25 protein-coding genes are annotated in these 22,007 nt (G+C 73.3%); 15 read left to right on the top strand and 10 right to left on the bottom strand.

Annotated elements, in window-relative coordinates; genetic code table 11:
* The first annotated feature begins 10 nt into the window (after window positions 1-10).
* A complete protein-coding gene (locus tag FHL80_RS07805; protein WP_138732881.1) occupies window positions 11-196 on the top strand; it encodes a hypothetical protein in 186 nt (61 codons plus the stop codon).
* 15 nt (window positions 197-211) lie between these two features.
* Here the strand turns inward: FHL80_RS07805 and dapF are convergent, their stop codons facing one another.
* The 3 genes from dapF to FHL80_RS07790 are packed head-to-tail and all read right to left on the bottom strand — an operon-like array spanning window position 212 to window position 2,723.
* The gene (gene dapF / locus FHL80_RS07800; protein ID WP_138732880.1) at window positions 212-1,111 is read right to left on the bottom strand and encodes a diaminopimelate epimerase; all 900 of its coding nucleotides are present in this window, start codon (window positions 1,109-1,111) and stop codon (window positions 212-214) included.
* Window positions 1,108-2,034 (bottom strand): tRNA (adenosine(37)-N6)-dimethylallyltransferase MiaA, encoded by a 927-nt coding sequence (gene miaA, locus FHL80_RS07795; RefSeq protein WP_138732879.1) that lies wholly within the window; start codon window positions 2,032-2,034, stop codon window positions 1,108-1,110. The genes dapF and miaA overlap by 4 nt, the downstream gene beginning before the upstream one ends.
* A complete protein-coding gene (locus FHL80_RS07790) occupies window positions 2,031-2,723 on the bottom strand; it encodes a class III extradiol ring-cleavage dioxygenase family protein (protein ID WP_138732878.1) in 693 nt (230 codons plus the stop codon). The genes miaA and FHL80_RS07790 overlap by 4 nt, the downstream gene beginning before the upstream one ends.
* A 40-nt stretch (window positions 2,724-2,763) precedes the next feature.
* Here FHL80_RS07790 and FHL80_RS07785 point away from each other — a divergent pair, with 40 nt between their 5' ends.
* Window positions 2,764-4,578, top strand: coding sequence for a DUF349 domain-containing protein (locus FHL80_RS07785; RefSeq protein ID WP_138732877.1), 1,815 nt, complete (start codon window positions 2,764-2,766; stop codon window positions 4,576-4,578).
* Window positions 4,579-4,809: 231 nt separating this feature from the next.
* Here FHL80_RS07785 and miaB read toward each other — a convergent pair whose 3' ends face one another.
* Entirely contained in the window at window positions 4,810-6,249 is a 1,440-nt protein-coding gene (miaB, locus tag FHL80_RS07775) for a tRNA (N6-isopentenyl adenosine(37)-C2)-methylthiotransferase MiaB (RefSeq protein ID WP_138732875.1), read from the bottom strand.
* Between the two features lie 147 nt (window positions 6,250-6,396).
* Between miaB and FHL80_RS07770 the strand changes: the two genes are divergently transcribed.
* From FHL80_RS07770 to FHL80_RS07720, 11 genes are all read left to right on the top strand, one after another.
* Window positions 6,397-7,152, top strand: a complete 756-nt coding sequence (locus FHL80_RS07770; RefSeq protein WP_138732874.1) for an amino acid ABC transporter ATP-binding protein — start codon at window positions 6,397-6,399, stop codon at window positions 7,150-7,152.
* Window positions 7,153-7,181: 29 nt separating this feature from the next.
* Window positions 7,182-8,087, top strand: coding sequence for a glutamate ABC transporter substrate-binding protein (locus FHL80_RS07765; protein ID WP_138732873.1), 906 nt, complete (start codon window positions 7,182-7,184; stop codon window positions 8,085-8,087).
* A 71-nt stretch (window positions 8,088-8,158) separates the two neighbouring features.
* Complete coding sequence (locus tag FHL80_RS07760) at window positions 8,159-8,806, top strand: amino acid ABC transporter permease (protein WP_138732872.1); 648 nt, start codon at window positions 8,159-8,161, stop codon at window positions 8,804-8,806.
* Window positions 8,803-9,693 (top strand): amino acid ABC transporter permease, encoded by an 891-nt coding sequence (locus FHL80_RS07755; RefSeq protein WP_138732871.1) that lies wholly within the window; start codon window positions 8,803-8,805, stop codon window positions 9,691-9,693. Before FHL80_RS07760 ends, FHL80_RS07755 begins: the two co-directional genes overlap by 4 nt.
* 146 nt (window positions 9,694-9,839) lie before the next feature.
* A complete protein-coding gene (locus tag FHL80_RS25305) occupies window positions 9,840-10,634 on the top strand; it encodes a helix-turn-helix transcriptional regulator (RefSeq protein WP_216870519.1) in 795 nt (264 codons plus the stop codon).
* 95 nt (window positions 10,635-10,729) lie between these two features.
* Complete coding sequence (locus FHL80_RS07745; RefSeq protein ID WP_138732870.1) at window positions 10,730-11,590, top strand: class II fructose-bisphosphate aldolase; 861 nt, start codon at window positions 10,730-10,732, stop codon at window positions 11,588-11,590.
* The gene (locus tag FHL80_RS07740; protein ID WP_138732869.1) at window positions 11,587-12,405 is read left to right on the top strand and encodes an HAD-IA family hydrolase; all 819 of its coding nucleotides are present in this window, start codon (window positions 11,587-11,589) and stop codon (window positions 12,403-12,405) included. Before FHL80_RS07745 ends, FHL80_RS07740 begins: the two co-directional genes overlap by 4 nt.
* Entirely contained in the window at window positions 12,402-13,049 is a 648-nt protein-coding gene (dhaL, locus tag FHL80_RS07735) for a dihydroxyacetone kinase subunit DhaL (RefSeq protein WP_216870518.1), read from the top strand. The genes FHL80_RS07740 and dhaL overlap by 4 nt, the downstream gene beginning before the upstream one ends.
* Window positions 13,046-14,041, top strand: a complete 996-nt coding sequence (dhaK, locus tag FHL80_RS07730; RefSeq protein WP_138732867.1) for a dihydroxyacetone kinase subunit DhaK — start codon at window positions 13,046-13,048, stop codon at window positions 14,039-14,041. Before dhaL ends, dhaK begins: the two co-directional genes overlap by 4 nt.
* A 61-nt stretch (window positions 14,042-14,102) precedes the next feature.
* Window positions 14,103-14,525, top strand: coding sequence for a GlcG/HbpS family heme-binding protein (locus tag FHL80_RS07725; RefSeq protein ID WP_138732866.1), 423 nt, complete (start codon window positions 14,103-14,105; stop codon window positions 14,523-14,525).
* A 190-nt stretch (window positions 14,526-14,715) separates the two neighbouring features.
* A complete protein-coding gene (locus FHL80_RS07720) occupies window positions 14,716-15,132 on the top strand; it encodes a hypothetical protein (RefSeq protein WP_138732865.1) in 417 nt (138 codons plus the stop codon).
* 216 nt (window positions 15,133-15,348) lie between these two features.
* Here the strand turns inward: FHL80_RS07720 and FHL80_RS07715 are convergent, their stop codons facing one another.
* The 3 genes from FHL80_RS07715 to FHL80_RS07705 all read right to left on the bottom strand — a co-directional run bounded on the left by FHL80_RS07715 (window position 15,349) and on the right by FHL80_RS07705 (window position 17,732).
* A complete protein-coding gene (locus FHL80_RS07715; RefSeq protein WP_246078532.1) occupies window positions 15,349-16,344 on the bottom strand; it encodes a regulatory protein RecX in 996 nt (331 codons plus the stop codon).
* 8 nt (window positions 16,345-16,352) lie between these two features.
* A complete protein-coding gene (gene recA / locus FHL80_RS07710) occupies window positions 16,353-17,393 on the bottom strand; it encodes a recombinase RecA (protein ID WP_138732864.1) in 1,041 nt (346 codons plus the stop codon).
* A 168-nt stretch (window positions 17,394-17,561) separates the two neighbouring features.
* Window positions 17,562-17,732, bottom strand: a complete 171-nt coding sequence (locus FHL80_RS07705) for a winged helix-turn-helix transcriptional regulator (protein WP_246078531.1) — start codon at window positions 17,730-17,732, stop codon at window positions 17,562-17,564.
* On the opposite strand from FHL80_RS07705, the gene FHL80_RS07700 reads away from it, so the two are divergent.
* Window positions 17,727-17,927, top strand: coding sequence for a Rossmann-fold NAD(P)-binding domain-containing protein (locus FHL80_RS07700; protein ID WP_216870523.1), 201 nt, complete (start codon window positions 17,727-17,729; stop codon window positions 17,925-17,927). The genes FHL80_RS07705 and FHL80_RS07700 overlap by 6 nt on opposite strands.
* 22 nt (window positions 17,928-17,949) lie before the next feature.
* Here FHL80_RS07700 and FHL80_RS07695 read toward each other — a convergent pair whose 3' ends face one another.
* Window positions 17,950-18,144: a DUF3046 domain-containing protein gene (locus FHL80_RS07695; RefSeq protein ID WP_026846876.1), complete on the bottom strand. Its 195-nt coding sequence runs from the start codon at window positions 18,142-18,144 to the stop codon at window positions 17,950-17,952.
* 157 nt (window positions 18,145-18,301) lie between these two features.
* Window positions 18,302-19,591: an MFS transporter gene (locus tag FHL80_RS07690; RefSeq protein ID WP_138732863.1), complete on the bottom strand. Its 1,290-nt coding sequence runs from the start codon at window positions 19,589-19,591 to the stop codon at window positions 18,302-18,304.
* A 63-nt stretch (window positions 19,592-19,654) separates the two neighbouring features.
* Here FHL80_RS07690 and FHL80_RS07685 point away from each other — a divergent pair, with 63 nt between their 5' ends.
* Window positions 19,655-20,827, top strand: coding sequence for a glycoside hydrolase family 3 N-terminal domain-containing protein (locus FHL80_RS07685; protein ID WP_138732862.1), 1,173 nt, complete (start codon window positions 19,655-19,657; stop codon window positions 20,825-20,827).
* Here the strand turns inward: FHL80_RS07685 and FHL80_RS07680 are convergent.
* On the bottom strand, window positions 20,824-21,969 hold the full coding sequence (locus tag FHL80_RS07680; RefSeq protein WP_138732861.1) for an acyl-CoA dehydrogenase family protein: 1,146 nt from the start codon (window positions 21,967-21,969) through the stop codon (window positions 20,824-20,826). The genes FHL80_RS07685 and FHL80_RS07680 overlap by 4 nt on opposite strands.
* Window positions 21,970-22,007 lie beyond the last annotated feature (38 nt).

Raw genomic sequence — 22,007 nt, 5'->3', positions numbered from 1 at the left:
GAGGACGACGATGACCCAGCCGACCACCAACTCCGACGGCGAGCTCGACGACCCGGGCCGCGACCCGGCCGGCCTCGACCCGCCCCGCAACCTCTTCGGCGGCGCCGACCAGGACACCGGCCGCGGCACCCCGCGCGGCAACGACGACGAGGCCGCGGGCGACGACGTGGGAGCCGGCGAGCCGGACCACCCCTGACCGCCGGGGAACCGGTCAGACCCCGAGCCACTCCGGGGTGAGGACGCCGGAGGCGACGACGACGGCCGGACCGGACAGCACCGTCGTCGTCCCGTCGAAGTCCACCGACAACCGGCCGCCCGGGACGTCCACCGCGACCGTCCCGGCGGTCCGGCCCCCGGCCTCCAGGGCCGCGTAGGCCGCGGCGCACGCGCCGGTGCCGCAGGACCGGGTCTCCCCCACGCCGCGCTCGTACACCCGCAGCCGGACGTGCGCGCAGGCACCGGCCGGGGCGTCCTCCGCGGCGAGCACGTTGACGACCTCGACGTTGACGCCCTCGGGGAACATCCCCGGGTCGACGCCCGGGAGCACCGACAGGTCCAGGGTGTCGACCTCGACGTCGGTCAGGGTGACCAGGTGCGGGTTGCCCATCGACACCCCGAGCCCCGGGAACGCGACACCGGCGATCCGGGCCTCGCCGCGCCCCAGCGGCACCGCCGGGCCCATGTCCACCCAGTAGCCGCCGTCCGGGCGTGCACCGACCCGCCGTGGCCCCCCGCGGGTGCCGACCAGCACGCCGGCCCCGGCGGCCGCCCGGTCCAGCAGGCCCTCGGCGAGCAGCACGTGCAGGTACAGCCGGATGCCGTTGCCGCACATCTCCGCGTGCGACCCGTCGGCGTTGCGGTGGTCCATGAACCACTCGCAGTCGGCGAGGGCGTCCCCGAGGACGGCGGAGGCGTCGGGGACGTGCCGGCTGCGGACGACGCGCAGCACACCGTCGCCGCCCAGCCCGGCCCGGCGGTCGCAGAGCCGGCGGACCAGGTCGGCGTCGAGCCGGGACTCCGGCCAGACGTCGCCGTCGGGGTCGGGCAGGACGACGAAGTCGTTCTCCGTGCCGTGGCCCAGGAGCACCCGCGGGCTCGCGCTGTCGATCACCGCCCGATCGTACGGTCGCCGATCAGCTCGACCACGACGTCGGCCAGGTCGGCCCGCCCGGCGTCGAACCAGGTGGTGGCGGGGTCGCGACGGAACCAGGAGCGCTGCCGGCGGACGAACCGGCGGGTCGTGCTCACCGTGCGCGCCTTCGCCTCCTCGGCGGTCAGCGCGCCGTCGAACTGCTGCAGGACCTGGGCGTAGCCGAGCGCCCGGGAGGCGGTCGGCCCGTCGCGCAGCCCGTCGGCGGCCAGGGCCGCCACCTCGTCGACGAAGCCGGCGGCCCACATGAGGTCCACCCGCCGGGCGACCCGCTCGTCGAGGTCGTCGGCCGCCCGGTCCAGCCCGACGGTCACCGCCGGGTAGTGCGCCGTCGGCTCGGGCAGCCGGGCGGTGAACGGCTGCCCGGTCAGCTCGATGACCTCCAGCGCGCGGACCACCCGCCGGCCGTTGCTGGGCAGGATCGCGGCGGCGGCCGCCGGGTCGAGGGCGGCCAGCCGGGCGTGCAGCGCCGCCGTCCCGGCTGCGGTGAGCTCCTCGGTCAGCCGGGCCCGCACCGCCGGGTCGGTGCCGGGGAAGTCCAGCTCGTCGAGGACGGCCCGCACGTACAGCCCGGACCCGCCCACCAGCAGCGGGACGACGCCCGCGGCACGCAGCCGGTCCACCTCCGCCCGGGCGCGCCGGCGGTACTCCGCGACCGAGGCCGGCTCCCGGACGTGCCACAGGTCGAGCAGGTGGTGCGGCACGCCGTCCCGCTCCGCCGGCGTGGGCTTGGCCGTGCCGATGTCCATGCCGCGGTAGAGCTGCATCGAGTCGGCGTTCACCACCTCTCCCCCGAGGCGGTGGGCCAGGACGACCGCGAGCGCGGTCTTCCCGGTGGCGGTCGGCCCGACGACGGCGACCACCGGCGGCAGGTCCGCGGTCACCGGGTCCGCCAGGTCGCCACCGGGTAGCCGACCCCGAACGGCGCCTCGTCGGTGAGCAGCTGCCCGTCGATGTCCAGCCCGTCGAGCGCGGCACCGACCGCCCGCCACACCGGCACCCCGGCGGCGAGCAGCCGCGCCCCCTCCACCGGGTCCAGGGTGGCCAGCGCGCCGGCGTCCCCGGCGGCCAGCGCCCGGGCGACGGCCGCGTCGAAGGGGGCGGCGGCAGGGTCCAGGTGGCCGGGGGCCTTCTCGCTGCGCCGGGCCGAGCCGTCACCCATGGCGAGGATGCCGACCGGGCCCGGCAGGTCCGACAGCGCCGTCCCGAGGTCGCCGGGACCGACGCCCAGCCGCACGCCGGTGTGGCCGGCCTGGTCCAGCAGCCAGGCGCCCACCAGGTGCGGCAGCGGCAGCCGCCGGCCGCCCGGCCGCGCCCACCCGGAGAAGGGCAGCTCGAGGTCGATCCCGAATCCGCGCAGGTCACCGACGTCGCCGGGGCCGAACCGCACCCCGTCGGCACCCGTCCCGAGCACGACGACGACGTCGGGTCCGTCCTGCAGGACCACCTGCACGGCGGCCGACACCGCGGCCCGCAGCGCGCCCAGGTCGGCGCTGTGCACGCCGGCGACCGCGGGCAGCAGCAGCGGCGGCTGCGGGCAGAAGGCCACCGTGACCGGACGGAGAGGTCTCACGCGGGGCAGTCTTGCCGATGGGGCGTGGGAGACTGCTGGCGTGTCGAGCACGGAGAACACCGGAGACCGGACGCAGCAGGCCGCCCCCGCCCCCGACGAGCGCCCCGAGGATGCGCTCGCCGAGGTCGCCCCGGTCGATTCCACGCCCCTGGCGGCGACCCCCGACGCGGTCGTCCCGGAGGTGGTGGAACCAGGCGTCGACGAACCCGCCCACCGCGTGACCGCGGTCGACGCGGCGCCCGTAGAGCCGAGTGCCGAGGTCGTCCCGTCGGTGACCGGGACCGCGCCGGTCGACGAGGGTCCGCTGGCGGCGACGCCGGACGCCGTCGTCCCCGAGCCCGCGGAGGTCGGGACCGGCGACGAGGTCCCCGGGACGCAGGCGGTCACCCCCGAGGCGGGCACCCCCGCGGCCGGGTCGCCGGGCGACGCCACGCTCACCGACCCGACGGCAGACCCCACCCCCACGAGCACGACCGACGCGCCCACGACCGACGTGCCCACTCCCGACGCGCCCACCGCCGCGTCCCCCGTCCCGGCGCCGCCCAGCGAGACCCCGGCCGCCGCGCCGGTGCCGTCCCCCGGTGGCCGGCACGCCGCCGGCCCCTCGGGTCCGGCGGAGACGCCGATCATCGTCCCGGCCGTCCCGGCGTCGGACCCCACCGCGTGGGGCCGGGTCGACGACGAGGGCACCGTCTTCGTGACGACCGCGGCCGGGGAGCGCGCCGTCGGTTCCTGGCAGGCCGGTGACCCGGCGGCAGGGCTCGCGCACTACGGCCGCCGGTTCGACGACCTGGCCACCGAGGTGTCCCTGCTGGAGGCGCGGCTGGCCGCGCACACGGGCAACCCGGGCGAGATCAAGGCCAAGGCCGAGGAGCTGGCGGACCAGATCCTGACCTCCGCGGCCGTCGGCGACCTCGACCACCTGGCGCTGCGGGCGCGGGCGATCTCGAGCATGGCCGAGACGGCCGTCGCGGCGAACCGGGCGGAGAAGGCGAAGGCGCGGGCCGCGCAGATCGCCCGCAAGGAGGCACTCGCCGCCGAGGCCGAGCAGATCGCCGCCGAGTCCACGCAGTGGAAGGCCGCCGGCGACCGGCTGAAGGCGATCGTCGAGGAGTGGAAGACGATCAAGGGCATCGACCGGAAGACCGACGAGGCGCTGTGGCACCGCTTCGCGGCCGCCCGGGACGCCTTCGGACGCCGCCGGGGCGCCCACTTCGCCCAGCTGGACACCCAGCGTGCGGAGGCCCGCGCCGCCAAGAGCGAGCTCATCGCCGAGGCCGAGCGGCTGTCCACCTCCACCGAGTGGGGCCCGACCAGCGCCGCGATGCGCTCGCTGATGGACCGCTGGAAGGCGGTGCCGCGGGTCGGCCGGGACACCGACGACGACCTGTGGAAGAAGTTCCGCGCCGCGCAGGACGTCTTCTTCGCCGCCCGCACCGCCTCCGACCAGGCCCGCAGCTCCGACGAGCTGGCCAACCAGAAGCAGAAGGAGGAGCTGCTGGCCGAGGCCGAGGCGCTGGACCCCGGCAACCGGGCGGCGCAGAGCTCGCTGCGCAAGATCCAGGAGCGCTACGACGCCATCGGGCACGTGCCGCGCAACGCCATGCGTCCCCTCGAGGACCGGATGCGTGCCGTCGAGGAGAAGTTCCGCGGCGTCGCGGACTCGGCCCGGCCGCGGGTCCAGCCGGAGAACCCGCTGCTCACCTCGATGCGGGCAGCCGTCAGCAAGGCCGAGGACCAGCTGGCCAAGGCGCAGGCGGCCGGCAACGCGAAGCGGATCAGCGAGGCCGAGGCCAACCTGACCACCCGGCGCGAGTGGCTGGCCGAGGCGGAGAAGTCCTCCTCCCGCCGCTGACCTGGTCCACGAAGGGCCCCGTCCGGTCCGGACGGGGCCCTTCGTGCGTCCCGGGCGCCAGCCGCGAAGCGCGCGGTAGCTCGCGGTCTCCATGTCCAGGTGGCACTCTCCTGGGGCTCGGAGTCAGCCACCGGACCACCCGCGGGGGCCGGCACCGCGGCCCGCGGCGGGCAGGAGCGACCGCCGGGACCAGCGCCGGGGCGGTCTGCGGTGCACTCCCCAGCAGTGCGGTCAGGCGGGGGCAGGAGCCCCGATGCGCGGCATCCCGAGCAGCACGCCGGGCGTGCTCGGGCGGGTGCCGGCCTCGCTGGCGTCTCCGGCCCGGGTGCGGCGGTGGGAGACCAGCTCGCCGTCGGCGACCAGGAAGTGCGGCTTCGCGGCGGTCACGACCGTCTCCACGACGTCCCCGGCGCGGACGCCGTCGGTCGCCGTGAAGTGCACCAGCCGGCCGTCCCGGGCCCGGCCGGAGAGGCGGCCGCGGGCGGCGTCCTTGCTGCCCTCCCCCGACGCGACCAGCAGCTCGACCCGCCGGCCGATGAGCGCGGTGTTCTCCGCCCAGCTGATCTCGTCCTGCAGGGCCGTCAGCCGCAGATAGCGCTCCTGCACCACCTCCTTGGGCAACTGCCCGGCCATCTCGGCCGCCGGCGTGCCCGGGCGCTTGGAGTACTGGAAGGTGAAGGCGCTGGCGAAGCGGGCCTGCCGGACGACGTCGAGGGTGTCGGTGAAGTCCTGGTCGGTCTCGCCGGGGAAGCCCACGATGATGTCGGTGGTGATCGCGGCGTCGGGCATCGCGGCCCGCACCCGGTCGATGATCCCCAAGTAGCGGTCCCGCCGGTAGCCGCGGCGCATCCGGCGCAGCACGTCGTCCGAGCCGGACTGCAGCGGCATGTGCAGCTGGTGGCAGACCGCCGGCGTCTCGGCCATCGCCTCCACCACGTCGTCGGTGAACTCGCGCGGGTGCGGGCTGGTGAACCGGATCCGCTCCAGGCCCTCGATGGTGCCCGCCGCGCGGAGCAGGTCGGCGAAGGCGCCGCGCTCGCGGAACTCCACACCGTAGGCATTCACGTTCTGCCCGAGCAGGGTCACCTCGAGCACGCCCTGGTCGACCAGCGCCTGCACCTCGGCCAGCACCTCGCCCGGACGGCGGTCCTTCTCCTTGCCGCGCAGCGCGGGGACGATGCAGAACGTGCAGGTGTTGTTGCAGCCGACGCTGATCGACACCCAGCCGGAGTAGGCGGAGTCCCGCCTGGCCGGCAGCGTGGAGGGGAAGACCTCGAGGGACTCGACGATCTCCACCTGCGCCTCGGCGTTGTGCCGGGCGCGCTCGAGCAGCACCGGCAGCGAGGCGACGTTGTGGGTGCCGAAGACGACGTCCACCCACGGGGCCCGGCGGACGATCTCGCCGCGGTCCTTCTGCGCCAGGCAGCCGCCGACGGCGATCTGCATGCCGGGGTGGGCGTCCTTGACCGGGCGCAGGTGCCCGAGGTTGCCGTACAGCCGGTTGTCGGCGTTCTCGCGGACCGCGCAGGTGTTCAGCACGACGACGTCGGCGTCGGCGCCCTCGGCGGCGGCGGTGTAGCCGGCCTGCTCGAGCAGTCCGGACAGCCGCTCGGAGTCGTGGACGTTCATCTGACAGCCGTACGTGCGCACGAGGTAGGTCTTGCCGTTCACCACCGCATCGTAGAGACCCGGCCGCCGGCACAGGTCGTGACCCGATCGAGACCCGCCCCAGGAACTCCCAGCCGCGGACACGTTCGTTACGGCTTCGTGATCGCCCGGCGACGTCACGGTCTGCGGACGCGCTTAGGGTGCTCGGCTGTGACTGATCGTCCGACCGGAGAACCTCTCGTCCGCCTGTCCGGGGTCAACAAGTGGTTCGGTGACCTGCACGTGCTGCAGGACATCGACCTGACGATCGACCGCGGCGAGGTCGTCGTCGTCATCGGGCCGTCGGGCTCGGGCAAGTCGACGCTGTGCCGCGCGATCAACCGCCTGGAGGCCATCCAGGACGGCGAGATCACCATCGACGGCCAGCGGCTGCCCGACGAGGGCAAGGAGCTCGCCCGGCTGCGCAGCGACGTGGGCATGGTGTTCCAGAGCTTCAACCTCTTCGCGCACAAGACCGTGCTGCAGAACGTGACGCTGGGGCCGACCACGGTGCGCAAGCAGTCCAGGACCGAGGCGGAGAAGCGCGCCCGGGAGCTGCTGGACCGGGTCGGCGTGGGCCACCAGGCCGACAAGGTGCCCGCCCAGCTCTCCGGTGGGCAGCAGCAGCGGGTGGCCATCGCCCGGGCGCTGGCGATGGACCCCAAGGTGATGCTCTTCGACGAGCCCACCTCCGCGCTGGACCCGGAGATGATCAACGAGGTCCTCGAGGTGATGACCGCACTGGCGCACGACGGCATGACGATGGTCGTGGTCACCCACGAGATGGGCTTCGCCCGCCGCGCCGCCAACCGCGTGGTGTTCATGGACGCCGGCCGCATCGTCGAGTCCGCGACCCCGGAGACCTTCTTCACCAACCCGACCTCGGACCGGGCGAAGGACTTCCTCTCCAAGATCTTGAACCACTGACCGACCGCACCCCCACGAGAGGACCCCTCATGCGCATCACCCGCCCCTTCGCGGCCCTGGCGGCGATGGCCACGGCCGGCGCCGTGCTGGCCGGCTGTTCCAGCGACGCCGGGAACCAGGCCGAGGACGCCGCCGACGACGGCGCCGCCGCCGTCGCCACCGACGCCTCGTTCGAGGCCGGGACGACGATGGCCGACCTCAACGAGGCCGGCGCGATCACCATCGGCACGAAGTACGACCAGCCCGGGTTCGGCCTGCTCAACCCGACCACCAAGGCGCCCGAGGGCTTCGACGTCGAGATGGGCAAGCTGATCGCGGGCAAGCTCGGGATCCCCGAGGACAAGATCACCTGGACCGAGACGGTGTCCGCCAACCGCGAGTCGTTCATCCAGAACGGTCAGGTCGACCTGGTGATCGCGACGTACACGATCAACGACAAGCGCAAGGAGGTCGTGGACTTCGCCGGGCCGTACTACGAGGCGGGCCAGGACATCATGGTCGCCAAGGGCAACCCGCTGGGCATCGAGGGCCCCGACGACCTGGCCGGCAAGAACGTCTGCTCGGTCGAGGGCTCCACGCCGGCGGAGAACATCCGCACCAACTACCCCGAGGCGACGCTGACGCTGTTCGACGTCTACTCCAAGTGCGCCGACGCCCTGACCAACGGCCAGGTCGACGCAGTCACGACCGACAACGTCATCCTGACCGGCCTGGTCGCCGGCAACAAGGAGGGCTTCGAGCTGGTGGGCAACCCGTTCACCGAGGAGCCCTACGGCATCGGGCTGGCCAAGGGCGACCAGCCGTTCCGCGACTTCGTCAACGACACGCTCGAGGAGTCCTTCGACGACGGCTCGTGGGCCGACGCCTGGGACGCCACCGCCGGCGCCATCAGCGGCCAGGAGGCCCCCGAGCCGCCGACCATCGACCGCTACTGACCGACCCGTGCTGCTGCCGGGCGGGGTCCCCCGCCCGGCAGCGCACTGCCTGAGCCTCGGAGGGAGGCGTGGTGCAGTTCTTCATCGACAACTTCCCGCTGCTGCGGGACGCCTTCCTGAAGACCTTGGAACTGTCCGTGCTGGCCGGGCTGCTGGCCCTGGTCCTCGGGACCCTGCTGGCCGCGTTCCGGGTCAGTCCGATCCTCCCGCTGCGGGGCCTGGCGACCTTCTACGTGGAGACCTTCCGGAACACCCCGCTGACGGTGGTCTTCTTCTTCATCATCTTCGGCCTGCCGCAGATCGACTTCGCGGTCGGCTTCTTCACCGGCGCCGTCCTCGCGGTGGGCCTGTACACCGCCGCGTTCGTCTGCGAGGCGGTGCGGTCCGGGATCAACGCCGTCCCCCCGGGGCAGGCGGAGGCTGCCCGTGCTCTCGGCCTGACCTTCGGCCAGTCGCTGCGTGAGGTGGTGCTCCCCCAGGCGTTCCGCACGGTGATCCCCCCGCTGGGCAACGTCCTCATCGCGATGGTCAAGAACACCTCGATCGCCGCCGGCTTCGCGGTCACCGAGCTGACCGCGTCGCTGCAGCGGCTGTCGAATGCGAACGGCGGGGAGATCCTGCTGGTCCTGCTGGCGGTCGTCGCCGGCTACATGCTGATCACCCTGCCGGCGGCGTACGTCGTCAGCCGGGTCGAGCGACGGGTGGCGATCCTCCGATGAGCGCCCCGGTCCTCTTCGACCTCCCGGGCCCCAAGGCGCGTGCCCGGATCCGGATCGCCACGGTCATCGGCTCACTGCTGGTGCTGGCGGTCATCGCCTTCGTGCTGGTCCGCCTGGGCCGCAACGGCCAACTCGACCCGCAGCGCTGGTCGGTGCTCTTCGACCCGAACAGCGGGGTGCCCCAGGCGCTGTGGGAGGCCCTGCTGCGCACCCTGCGGGTCGCCGCCGTCGGCATGGTCTTCGCCACCCTGTTGGGGCTGCTGCTGGCGGTGGGCCGGCTCTCCGACCACCGGCCGGTGCGGATCGCCGTCACCGCGGTCATCGAGTTCTTCCGGGCGATCCCGCTGCTGGTGGTGATCTTCGCGCTGTACTTCGTGCTGCCGGGCTTGGGCATCCGGCTCAGCGCCTACGCGGCCCTCACCGGCGGCCTCGTCCTCTACAACATGGCCGTGCTGGCGGAGATCTTCCGGGCCGGCATCCTGTCGGTCGACCGCGGTCAGTCCGAGGCGGCCTACGGCATCGGGCTGCGCAAGTCGCAGGTCATGCGGTTGGTGCTGCTGCCCCAGGCGGTCCGCCGGATGCTGCCGGTGCTGGTGGCCCAGCTGGTCGTGCTGCTCAAGGACAGCTCGCTGGGCTTCATCATCGGCTACTTCGAGCTGCTCCGGCAGGCGCGCAGCCTGGTGGAGTTCTTCACCCCGCGCTTCGGCAACCAGTACACCTTCCAGCTGTACGTGGCCGCCGGCCTGATCTACATCATCGTCAACGTGCTGCTGTCCCAGCTGGCCAAGTACATCGAACACCGGTCGCGTCGCAGCCCCAAGGCGGCCGCGACGCACGCCGTCGTCCTGCCCGACACCCCCTCGGTCACCGGCCAGACCTCGATCTGAGCGCACTCCGCCAGGCCCCCGTCGTCCGCACCTGGACGCCGGGGCCTGTGCGCTGCCCGACGACGAGCAGCCTTGCGCTGCGCGGCGCCCTCGACCCCCGTACGGTGTGGCGCCAGGCTGTTCCCGCCGGCTCGACGAGGAGTCGCATGGCAGAGGGCGCGTGGGCGGTGGCTCCGCCTGCAGAGGACCCGGTCGCAGACCTGCTGCATCGGCTGATCGCGACCAGCGGCAGCCTGGTGGAGGCTGCGGCGGGCAGCATCTCCCTGGTCGACGGCTCGGGTGACCGCTACGCCAAGCTGGCCGAGCGCGGGACGTCCTGCCAGCTCGGCGGCAGCTTCCCCCTCGACGAGGGCGTCACCGGACAGGTGGTGGCGCGACGACGGCCGGTCGTCCTGGCGACCTACGGCGAGATCCGTGCCGGTCACCTGGCAGCCGGCGAGGCAGCGCACTCCGGCGCTGTCGCCGCGGTCCCGATCTGGTGGCGCGGTGACGTGGTGGGTGCCAACGTCGTGTTCGCCTGCCGCCCCCGCAGGTTCACCGTGGCCGAGGTCGACGAGCTCGAACTGCTCACCCAGACCGCGGTCCCCGACATCGTCCGCGCCGGGGTCGACGACCCCTCCCTCAGCCACCTCCTCCGCCGCCGGGGTGAGGACGGCGGGGTGCTCGGGCCCCGCCCGGGCACTGCTGCGCCGGCCGGGTCGTGCACTCCTGGCCGGCGCTCACCACTCACCCGGCGGGAACACGAGACCGTCGCCCTGCTCGCCCGTGGGATGAGCAACCGGCAGATGTCCGCTGCGCTGGTGCTGTCGCCCAAGACCGTCGAGAAGCACGTGGCTGCCGTGCTGCACAAGACCGGGACGAGCAGCCGCACCGCCGCGGTGATGACCGCGCTGGACCGGGGCTGGCTGCCGCGGCCCGGTGGCCGACCGACCGTCGACTGAACTGGGTGATTCACCCCATACACCTGTGACGCGCACCACGCTTTACTCCTGGAACAGCTCGGAGAGCCGATCCGACCGAGAGCACAGGAGCGTCGGTGCCTGTCGTCCCCATGAAAGAGCTGCTCGACCGTGCACTGGCCGACCGGTACGGCGTGCCGGCGTTCAACATCGTCAACGACCTGAGCATCGAGGCCGTCCTCGCTGCCGCGGTCGAGGAGCGATCCCCGGTCATCCTGCAGACCTCGGTCAAGACGGTGCGGATGTACGGCCGTCGGCAGCTGGCCGACATCTTCCGCACCCTGGTGGAGGACGTCGCGGTGCCGGTGACGCTGCACCTGGACCACTGCCCCGACCGCTCGGTCATCAGCGACTGCCTCGAGGGCGGCTGGAACTCGGTCCTCTTCGACGCCCACGAGCTCGACGTCGCGGAGAACCTCCGGCAGACCACCGAGGTGGTCGCCGAGGCCCGGTCACGCGGCGCGCACGTCGAGGGCGAGATCGAGGGCATCCAAGGGGTCGAGGACGGCCTAGGCTCGGACGACGCCTCCGTCGTCCAGACGCTGGAGGTGGCCGTCGACTTCATCCGGCGCACCGGTGTCGACTGCTTCGCCCCCGCGATCGGGAACGCGCACGGTCAGTACACGGCGGCCCCCGTGCTGGACCACCAGCGGGTCAGCGACCTCGTGCAGGCGACCGGCGTGCCGATGGCGCTGCACGGCGGCACGGGACTGTCCGCGGAGCAGTTCCAGGACCTGATCGCGCGGGGCTGCGCGAAGGTGAACATCTCCACGGCACTCAAGCAGGTCTACATGCAGTCGAGCCTGGAGTTCCTCCGTGGCGCCGAGGCGCAGGGGAAGTGGGACCCGCCGTCCCTCTTCACCCACCAGCGGACCGCCGTGATGAGCATGGCCCAGGAGCACATGCGCACCTTCGGCAGCTCCGGACGTGCCTGGTGAGCGCACTGGTCTTCGACTGCGACGGGGTGCTCGCCGACACCGAGCGGTACGGCCACCTCCCCGCCTTCAACGCCACCTTCGCCGAGCACGGGTTGCCGGTGCGGTGGAGCGAGGACGACTACGGCGAGAAGCTCGCCATCGGCGGCGGCAAGGAGCGGATGGCCAGCCTCTTCCGCGACCCGGAGTTCGTCCGCGCCGCCGGCATCCCGGACGACGACGGCGGCCGCGCGGAGCTCCTCGCGCAGTGGCACCGCACGAAGACGGCGAGGTTCCGCGCGCTGGTAGCGGCCGGGGAGATCCCGGCCCGGCCCGGCGTCGCCCGGCTGATCACCGAGGCGCTGGACGAGGGGTGGACTGTCGCGGTCGCCTCCACGTCGGCCGAGGAATCCGTGCGCGCCGTGCTGCAGCACGCCGTCGGAGCGGACACCGCGGAGCGGATACCGGTCTTCGCCGGGGACGTCGTCCCGGCGAAGAAGCCGAACCCGGCGATCTACGCCCTCGTCCTGCAGACCCTGGGCCTCGACCAGGCCGACACGCTGGTCGTCGAGGACTCGCGGAACGGCCTGCTCGCCGCGACCGGTGCCGGGCTCCCCTGCCTGGTCACGGTCAACGGCTACACCCGGCACGAGCCCTTCGACGAGGCGGTGCTCGTGGTGTCCGAACTGGGCGACCCCGACCGCCCGCCGATCGAGGTCCTGGCCAACCGGGGCGAGGCGCAGCCCGGTCACCACATCGTGCTGAGCGACGCCCGGGCATGTCTGGGCCGACCGGACCGCACCCCGTCCACCGACCGGCCCGAGAGAGGAACGGCGTGAGCAGCACGGCACAGCAGCAGGTCGACCTGGTCGTCCGCACGATCGCCCAGACGGCCGTGGACAACGAGAAGTACTTCGGAGATCTCGACGCGGTGGTCGGCGACGGCGATTTCGGCTACTCGCTGGCCCGCGGCTTCGAGAACGTCCTCGAGGGCTGGGACGACGTCGACCGCAGCGACATCGGCACCTTCCTGAAGAAGATCGGCATGGTGATCACGGCTCGGATCGGGGGCACCTCGGGGCCGATCTGGGGCACCGCGTTCATGCGCGCCGGGATGACCGCCGGGGCGACGGACAGCCTGACCGGTGACCAGGTCGTGGCCATGCTCCGCGCGGCCATCGAGGGGATCAAGGCGCGGGGCCAGTCCGACGTCGGCGACAAGACCCTGCTCGACGTCCTGGTGCCCGTCACCGATCGACTGGAGGCAGAGGTGACCGCGGGCATCGACCCAGCGCACGTGCTCGCCGCGCTGGCCGAGACCGCCAGGGAGGCCGCGGAGGCCACCGCGGACATGGTCGCCAAGCGCGGTCGCGCGTCGTACACGGGGGAGCGCAGCAGGGGTTCGGTCGACGCCGGCGCCATGGGCGTGGCCGTGATCATCGGACGGATCAACGAGGCCTGGCAGACAGAGGGAGCGTCATGAAGAAGTTCGTCAACGACCCCAAGCAGTTCGTCCCGGAGATGCTCGAGGGCTTGGCGTTGGCCAACCCGCACCGCCTGAAGTACGTGCCCGAGCACAACCTGATCATGCGGGCTGACGCTCCCAGCGAGGACCGGGTCTCCATCGTGCAGGGCTCCGGGTCCGGGCACGAGCCGGCCCACGTCATGATCGTCGGCAGGGGGATGCTGGACGCCGCCTGCCCGGGTGACGTCTTCGCCGCCCCACCCATGAACTACGTCTACGAGACGGCGAAGCTGCTGGCCTCGCCGAAAGGCGTGCTGCTGCTGGTCAACAACTACACCGGCGACCGGATGGCCTTCGACATGGGCAAGGAGATGGCCGAGTCGGAGGGGCTCAAGGTCGAGATCCTGACGATCAACGACGACGTGGCTGTCAAGGACTCGACCTACACGGTGGGCCGGCGTGGCGTCGCCGGCAACTTCTTCGTGATCAAGGCGGTGGGCGCGGCCGCCGGGCGCGGCGACGACCTCGACGAGGTGATCCGGGTCGGCAAGAAGGTCAACGACGTCACCCGGACGATGGGCGTGGCGCTCACCGCCTGCACCCCGCCGGCCAAGGGCTCACCGCTCTTCGAGCTCGGCCCGGACGAGATCGAGATGGGTGTCGGCATCCACGGCGAGCCCGGCCGCGAGCGGAAGAAGATGACGACGGCGGACGCCATCGTCGACGAACTCCTCGAGGCGGTCGTCACCGACCTGCCGTACGCCTCCGGCGACAGCGTGGCCCTGATGATCAACGGGCTCGGGGGCACGCCCATCAGCGAGCTCTACATCCTCTACCGCCGCGCGCACCAGCAGCTCGCCGAACGCGGCATCACGGTGACGCGCAGCTACGTCAACGAGTACTGCACCTCCCTGGACATGGCCGGCGCATCCCTGACCCTGGTCAAGCTGGACGACGAGATCGACGCCCTGCTCGATGCGCCGGCGGAGGTACCGGTCCGGGTGTTCTGACGGCCCGGCGAGCCGCGGCACGGACCAACCGATCCACCCCACCGGACGCTAGGAGAGGCACATGAGCAGACAGATCACCCTGGAGCAGGCCGAGACGATCATCGACGCGTGCAAGACGGAGGCGGCGGCCGTCGGGCAGCCGATGAACATCGCCGTGGTGGACGACGGCGGCAACCTGGTGGCGTTCGCGTCGATGGACGGCACCAAGCTCATCGGCGTCGACATCTCGCAGAAGAAGGCGCTGACTGCCGTCTACTTCCAGACCGACACCCGGGATCTCGCCGGACTCGTCCAGCCAGGGCAGCCCCTCTTCGGCATCGAGTCCACCACCGGTGGGCGCCTGGTCGTCTTCGGCGGCGGGGTCCTGCTGACCGATCCTGACGGTGCCATCACCGGAGGTGTCGGGGTCAGCGCAGGCACGGTCGAGGAGGACCACCAGGTCGCCGACGCCGGGCGCCAGGCCTACGCCACCCGAGCCGCCTGAGCCGCCGATGGGAACACCCGGGTCCGGCAGTGCCGGACCCGGGTGACCGCTGGGACCCCCAACTCCCTCCGTCCGGCAGCGCTGCGGCGCTCCCGGGCGGACGGGCGGACGGGGTTGTGCCGGAGTTGCGCGCTGGACTTGGCACATGTCGCCGGTGACCTCGGGAGGATCGTCTGCCGAGAGGGAGAGCGTGACCTCCACCGCCACCGCATCACGCCACACGCACCGGGACCTCGACGACGACGACCTGGAGACCACGACCCAGATCTTCGTCGGCAAGCTGCGGGCCAGCGCCCGCCGTTTTGCCGCCGCCGCCGGTGCCGACTCGGCGATCGTGCGGGAAGCGGTCCCGCCGGCCCGGCACCGCCGCGCCCGCTGCCGCGTCGTGCTGCTCTACCCCGCCGGCCAGGAGTCCGACGTGACCTTCCTCGGCCCGGCCAGCACGATCGCCGGCAAGGAGATCACCATGTCCCAGTTCGACTCCGCCATCGAGCAGTGGCTGAGCGCCGGTCAGGAGCGCAGCCGCCGTTGGCTCGTGCCGGACGAGGAGGCCGTCGGTGGCGTGGCCATCGACGTCACCGCCTGGCTCGACCAGCTGGGCGCCTGACCACCGCCTGACGCAGACCACCCGCCGCTCACCGGGAACCCGAGAGGACCGGTGAGCGGCGGGGCCTGCTGCCCGACCGCGATCGGGCAGCCGGCACCGGCCACCCCACCGGGGTGACGACGGAGACCACGCAGCAGGACGATCAGCCGATGCGACACCTGTCGCACCGGCTGATCTGTCGTCAGAGGTCCGACCGGGACCGACGCCCCGCAGCCGTCAGGGCAGGTCCTCGCCGCGCAGGAGGTGGCCCGGGAGCTGCCGGCCACGGCTGATCGGCCGCGCCCAGCCCTCCCCCACCTCGGGGCTCGCCGCGACCTGGTCGGGCAGCTCGGTCGCCGCCGCCCGGGCCTTGCGGGCGGCGGAGCGGGCAGCGGTCCAGACCGGCGGCTCGGCCCCAGGCTCGGTCGCCTCGCCGTGCGACGCCGCTCCGAGCGAGCCGGACGGTCCGGGGTCACCCTGCCCAGACCTCGCCTCGAAGGGCTCGGCCTCGGCAGCGGCGTCCTCGGCGGCGCCGTCGGCGTCGAGCGCCTCCCGTACGACGTAGCCGGCCAGCCCGCCGCCGTAGCCCTTGCGGGCGAGCATGCCCATCAGCCGCCGTTCAGCGGTGACGCGGTCCAGCCGGCGCATGGACGGGACCTTCCGCTCCACCAGCCGGCGGGCGGAGTCCCACTCGTCCTGCGGGTCGACCTCGGCCACGGCGGCAGCCGCGACCTCGCCGTCGACGCCCTTGGCACGCAGCTCGGAGGCGAGAGCCCGCCTGGCCAGCCCGCGGCCGGACTGCCGAGAGGTGACCCAGGCAGCGGCGAAGGCGGCGTCGTCGATCAGGCCGACCTCGGTGAACCGGTCGAGCACGGCGTTGGCCGCCTCGACCGGGACGTCCTTCTTGGTTAGCAGCTCGGCCAGCTGCTTGCGGGTCTTGGCCGTGCCGGTCAGCGCGCGCAGGCAGATGCCCCGGGCGACGGTCTCCGGGTCCTCCATCTCGGCCGGCGCGGCCTCGGAGTCCGCGGACCGCGAGCTCCACTGGGGGCCGCTGGACCGGCCGCCGCGACGACGCCCCGCGCCGTCCCCGGGTCCGCCGTCACCGGCACGGGAGCCGCCGCGGGCACCGCCCCGGCGGCCGCGGCCGCCGGACCGACGACCTGCGTCGTCGGCCGGCGCCGCGTCCTCCTCGGAGCCCCCGCCCGGGCCGCCGCCGAACAGCGTGTCGGACACCGGCGAGATCAGAAGTCGGCCGGCTCAGCAGCCACGTCGGCCGCGTCGACCTTGGCGACGCCGATGCCCAGCTTCTCCTTGATCTTCTTCTCGATCTCGTCGGCAAGGTCGGGGTTGTCCCGCAGGAAGTTGCGGGCGTTCTCCTTGCCCTGGCCGAGCTGGTCGCCGTCGTAGGTGTACCAAGCGCCGGACTTGCGGACGAAGCCCTGCTCGACGCCGATGTCGATGAGGCCACCCTCACGGCTGAAGCCGGTGCCCCAGATGAGGTCGAGCTCGGCCTGCTTGAACGGTGCGGCGACCTTGTTCTTGACGACCTTGACCCGCACCCGGCTGCCGACCGCGTCGGTGCCCTGCTTGAGGGTCTCGATGCGGCGCACGTCGAGACGGATCGACGAGTAGAACTTCAGCGCGCGACCACCGGTGGTGACCTCGGGCGAGCCGTAGACGACGCCCACCTTCTCGCGCAGCTGGTTGATGAAGATCGCCGCGGTGCCGGAGTTGCTCAGCGCACCGGTGATCTTGCGGAGCGCCTGGCTCATCAGCCGGGCCTGCAGACCGACGTGGCTGTCGCCCATCTCGCCCTCGATCTCGGCGCGGGGCACCAGGGCGGCCACCGAGTCGATGACGATCAGGTCGAGCGCGCCGGAGCGGATCAGCATGTCCGCGATCTCCAGCGCCTGCTCACCGGTGTCGGGCTGGCTGATCAGCAGGGCGTCGGTGTCGACGCCGATCGCCCGGGCGTAGTCGGGGTCGAGCGCGTGCTCGGCATCGATGAAGGCGACGATGCCGCCGGACGCCTGGGCGTTGGCCACCGCGTGCAGGGCGACCGTCGTCTTGCCCGACGCCTCCGGGCCGTACACCTCGATCACCCGGCCGCGCGGCAGGCCGCCGACGCCGAGGGCGATGTCGAGGGCGATCGAGCCGGTCGGGATCACCTTCATGGCGACCTCGGGCGAGTCGCCCAGGCGCATGACGGAGCCCTTGCCGAACTGCTTGTCGATCTGGGCGAGGGCCATGTCGAGGGCCTTGTCGCGGTCGAGCGTTGCCATGATGGCCACCTTCGGATGTCGCTGTAGCGGGTCGTCGACGACGCTAGGACGGGGGTCTGACAGTTTCGGCGGACCGGGCGCATCTGTGGACGCAGACCGGACCTGTGGACACCGTAGGCCGAACACCTGTTCGACTCCAGCGACACGCCGGGACGGTCGTGCAGCACCTCAGCGGGGCGGGCGCACCAGGTCGGCAGCGGCCCGCGCGGCCCGCACGGCGGGCATCCGCCCCTCGACGAAGTCGATGAGGCCGAGCAGGTGGGGCACCAGCTCGGCGCCGGCCTCGGTGAGCCGGTACTCGACGTGCGGCGGGATGGTCGAGCGGACCTCGCGGTGCACCCAGCCGTCCCGCTCCAGGGTCTGCAGGCCCTGCTCGGCGCCGGGCTCCCGGAGGGGGCGGCGGAGTTCGTCGTCGGGCTGGACCAGGCGATCGCGCAGGGTGCGCTGGAGACCGGCAGCCGGACGCTGTCGGAGCTGACCGGCCGGCCGACCACGACGCTCGCCGAGCACGTGCGGACCGTCCTCGGCCGCTGACCCGTCGTCCCGCCGGAGGGCCTCAGCGGTCCTTCGGGGGGACGTCGTACTCCTTGCAGATCTCCAGCCACACGGTGCGGATCGGCACACCGGCGTCGATCGCCTCCACCGCCGTCCGCCCGCCGAGGGTGCTGAACACGTGGTCACCGGCCACGGTCCGCGCCCTCATCGAGCCGAAGAACTGCTCCATCCGGGACCAGAACTCCTGCAGCCGCACGGCGACGACCGTACCCAGTGCGCAGCCGCCCCGCCGCAGCCCTCCGGTCCTACGCTGGGGTCATGGGCCTGAGCACCGGATCGCCGACCTGGGACGCGGTCCTGCAGATCGGGATCGCCGGGGTCCTGCTGGTCACGCTGGTGCTGCTCGTGCGCGACTACCGCAACCGGCGCTGACCGGCGGGCGCGAGCCGCGCCGCGGTCCACACCACCGCCAGCGGGACCACCAGCACCGCGGAGACCACGGCGACCAGGTCGAAGCCGCCCACGGCCAGCAGCGGTCCACCCACGGCGCCGGCCACCGCCGCACCCAGCCCCATGAGCAGGTCCGTGGCGCCCTGCGCGGTCGGCCGCAGTCCTGCGGACACCGACTCGGTCACCATGGTCGACCCCGCGACCAGACCGCACGACCAGCCCAGCCCGAGCAGGAACAGCCCGATGCCGAGCTGGACCGCCGCGCCGGGTGGCGCGGTGCCGGCGACCACGGCGGCGAGCAGGAGCAGCACCCCGCCCAGCGCCACCGTCGCGGAGCGCCCGGCCCGGTCGGCCAGCCAGCCGACCACCGGGGAGAACAGGTACATCCCGGCCACGTGGACGCTGATCACCAGGCCGATGACCCGGAGCGTCGTCCCCTCCGCGCCCTCGTGACCGGCGCCCATGTGCACCGGGGTCATGACCATCAGCCCGACCATCACCGCGTGCGAGACCACCACGGCGGTGAGCCCGAGCCGGCCGCCGGGCACGGCCCAGACGGCGCGCAGCGCCGCGGCGGCCCCGGTGCGCGGCGGCGGCCCGGCCGGGTCGGCCCCGACGGCCAGCCGGCGGGCCAGCAGCAGGGGGTCCGGGCGGAGCAGCACCAGCGCACCCAGGACGACGAGCGCGAACGCCGCGATCGACAGCACGAACGCCCCGCCGAGGTCCGGCAGGGCCAGTGCCGCGCCGAGGTCGTTGCCCGGCTCGGCGAGGTTCGGGCCGAGCACCGAGCCGATCGTGGTCGCCCAGACGACCAGGGACAGCGCCCGGCCGCGGTGCTCGGGCTCGGCGAGGTCCGCCGCGGCGTAGCGGGCCTGCAGACCGCTGCTGGTCGACGCCCCGAACAGGAACAGCCCGGCCAGCAGCAGCGGCAACGAGGACAGCGCGGCAGCACCGACGACGACGACGGCCCCCAGGACGGCGACGCCGTAGCCGCTGGCCAGGCCCACCCGCCGTCCCCGCCGGTCGCTGATCCGGGCCAGCGGGACGGCGAGCAGCGCGGCACCGAGCACGCTGGCGGTCTGCCCCAGGCCGGCCGCCGCGTCGCTGCCGGCGACGTCGCGCGCGAGGAGCCCGCCTACGGTGATCCCGACGGTCACGCCGAGGCCACCGAGCGCCACCCCGGCCGAGAGGACCGCCACGGTGCGGCGCTGGACGGCCGCACGGTCGGCGGTCGTCGGCGGTGCTCCGGTCACCCGGGCAGTGTGCCGGACAGCGCCCCCTGGCAGAGCGGTACGAGCGACAGGAGCAGATCGGAGATGGGACGACCGGCTTCCGCCCGGACCGGCGTGCTCCTCGGGGCCGCCCTCCTGGCCCTGACGGCGTGCGGTGGTGCGGCGCCGGACGAGACGCCCGCGGAGCCGTCGTCCTCGCCGACCTCCGCACCGGCGTCGTCGGCGCCTGTCACCTCCTGCGCCGACCGGACGCTGGCCGGCCTCCCCGTCGAGGAGCAGGTGGGGCAGTTGCTGATGGTGGGGGTGCCCGCGGCCGATCCGGCGTCCGGCACCGCGGCGCTGTCCGGCGTCCCCGTCGGGGGGTTGTTCCTGCAGGGCCGCAGCTCGGCCGACGCCGCGTCGGTGGGCGCGGCCGTCGCGCAGCTCCAGGAGGGGGCGGCCATCCCGCTGCAGATCGCCGTCGACCAGGAGGGCGGGCTGGTCCAGACGCTGAAGGGCGCGGGGTTCGACCGGGTGCCGACCGCGCTGGAGCAGGGCCGTCAGGACCCGGCCGCGCTGCGCTCGGCGACGGCCGGCTGGGCCGGTCAGCTGCACCGTGCGGGGATCACCATGGACCTGGGGCCCGTCGCCGACACCGTGCCGGCCGGCACCGAGGCCGACAACCCACCGATCGGCGCGTTCGACCGCCAGTTCGGCAGCGACCCGCAGGCGGTCGCGGCGTCGGTGACCACGGTGGTGGAGGCGCTGCAGGACGCCGGCGTGGTGGCCACCGCCAAGCACTTCCCCGGGCTGGGCCGGGTGCGCGTCAACACCGACACCGACCTGGGGGCCACCGACCCCGAGACCAGCCCCGCGGACCCGTTCCTGGCGCCGTTCGCCGCGGCCGTGGACGCCGGGGTCGGTGCGGTGATGGTCAGCTCGGCCACCTACCCCCGGTTGGACCCCGACTCCCCGGCGCTGTTCTCCCCCGCCGTCCTGGACCTGCTCCGCGGGCAGCTGGGCTTCTCGGGCGTGGTGATGAGCGACGACGTCGGGGACGCCGAGGCGGTGTCCCAGACCCCGGTCGCCCAGCGGGCGGTGGATTCGGTGGCCGCCGGGGTCGACGTCGTCCTGACCATCAGCCCCGACGACGCCGCGCCGATGGCGCAGGCCCTCGCCGACCGGGCGGCCGGCGACGAGGCGTTCGCGGCCCGGGTGACCGAGTCCGCCGGCCGGGTGCTGGCCCTCAAGGAGCGGTTCGGCCTGCTGACCTGCTAGAGGCCCATCGAGCGGCCGACGATCTCCTTCATGATCTCGTTGGTGCCGCCGTAGATGGACTGCACCCGCGCGTCCCGCCAGGCCTTCGACACCCGGTACTCGCTCATGTAGCCGTAGCCGCCGTGCAGCTGCAGGCACCGGTCGGCGACCTTGTTCTGCAGCTCCGTCGTCCACCACTTGGCCATGGCGGCGTCGGTGGCCGTCAGGTCGCCGGAGTCCAGCTGCCGGACGCACTCGTCGACGAAGGTGCGGGCGATGGTCACCTCGCTCTGCAGCTCGGCCAGCACGAACCGGGAGTGCTGGAACTGCCCGATCGGGCGGCCGAACGCGGTCCGGGTGGTCACGTACTCGACGGTCAGCGCGAGCACGGTCTCCGCAGAGGCGACGGCGGAGACGGCGATGTGCAGCCGCTCCTGCGGCAGGTTCTGCATCAGGTGCGAGAAGCCCTGGTCCCGGACGCCGAGCAGGTTCGCGTCGGGCACCCGGACGTCGTCGAAGAACAGCTCGGCGGTGTCCTGCGCCTTGAGCCCGACCTTGTCCAGGTTCCGACCGCGGGTGAAGCCGGCCATGCCGCGCTCGACGACCAGGAGGCTCAGCCCGCGGGACGCCGGGACGTCGGTCGCCGTCCGGGCCACCACGATCACCAGGTCGGCGTTGATGCCGTTGGTGATGAACGTCTTCGAGCCGTTGAGCACCCAGCCGTCCCCGTCCCGGCGGGCGGTGGTCTGGATGCCCTGCAGGTCGCTGCCCGCGGCCGGCTCGGTCATCGCGATCGCGGTGATCAGCTCGCCCGAGCAGAACCCGGGCAGCCAGCGCTGCTTCTGCACCTCGGTGGCGAGGTCGCGCAGGTACGGGCCGACGACGTCGTCGTGCAGCCCGAAGCCGACCCCGCTCGCGCCGATCCGGGCCAGCTCCTCGATGAGCACGCACGACCAGCGGAAGTCGCGGACCCCGCCCCCGCCGAAGCGCTCCTCCATGCCGATGCCGAGCAGTCCCTGCTCACCGGCGGCCGTCCACAGCTCCCGGGGCACGATCCCGGCGCGCTCCCAGTCGTCGTGGAACGGCGCCACGTGCTTGTCCAGGAAGGCGCGGACGCTCCCCCGGAAGTCCTCGTGCTCGGCCTCGTACAGGCGGGAACGCATGCCCCGCAGTGTGGCCGACGCCGTCCCGCGGGTACAGG

The organism is Modestobacter excelsi (assembly GCF_005930495.1).
In the GTDB taxonomy this organism is placed as follows: domain Bacteria; phylum Actinomycetota; class Actinomycetes; order Mycobacteriales; family Geodermatophilaceae; genus Modestobacter; species Modestobacter excelsi.
This window is presented reverse-complemented; position numbering and strand designations above follow the sequence as displayed.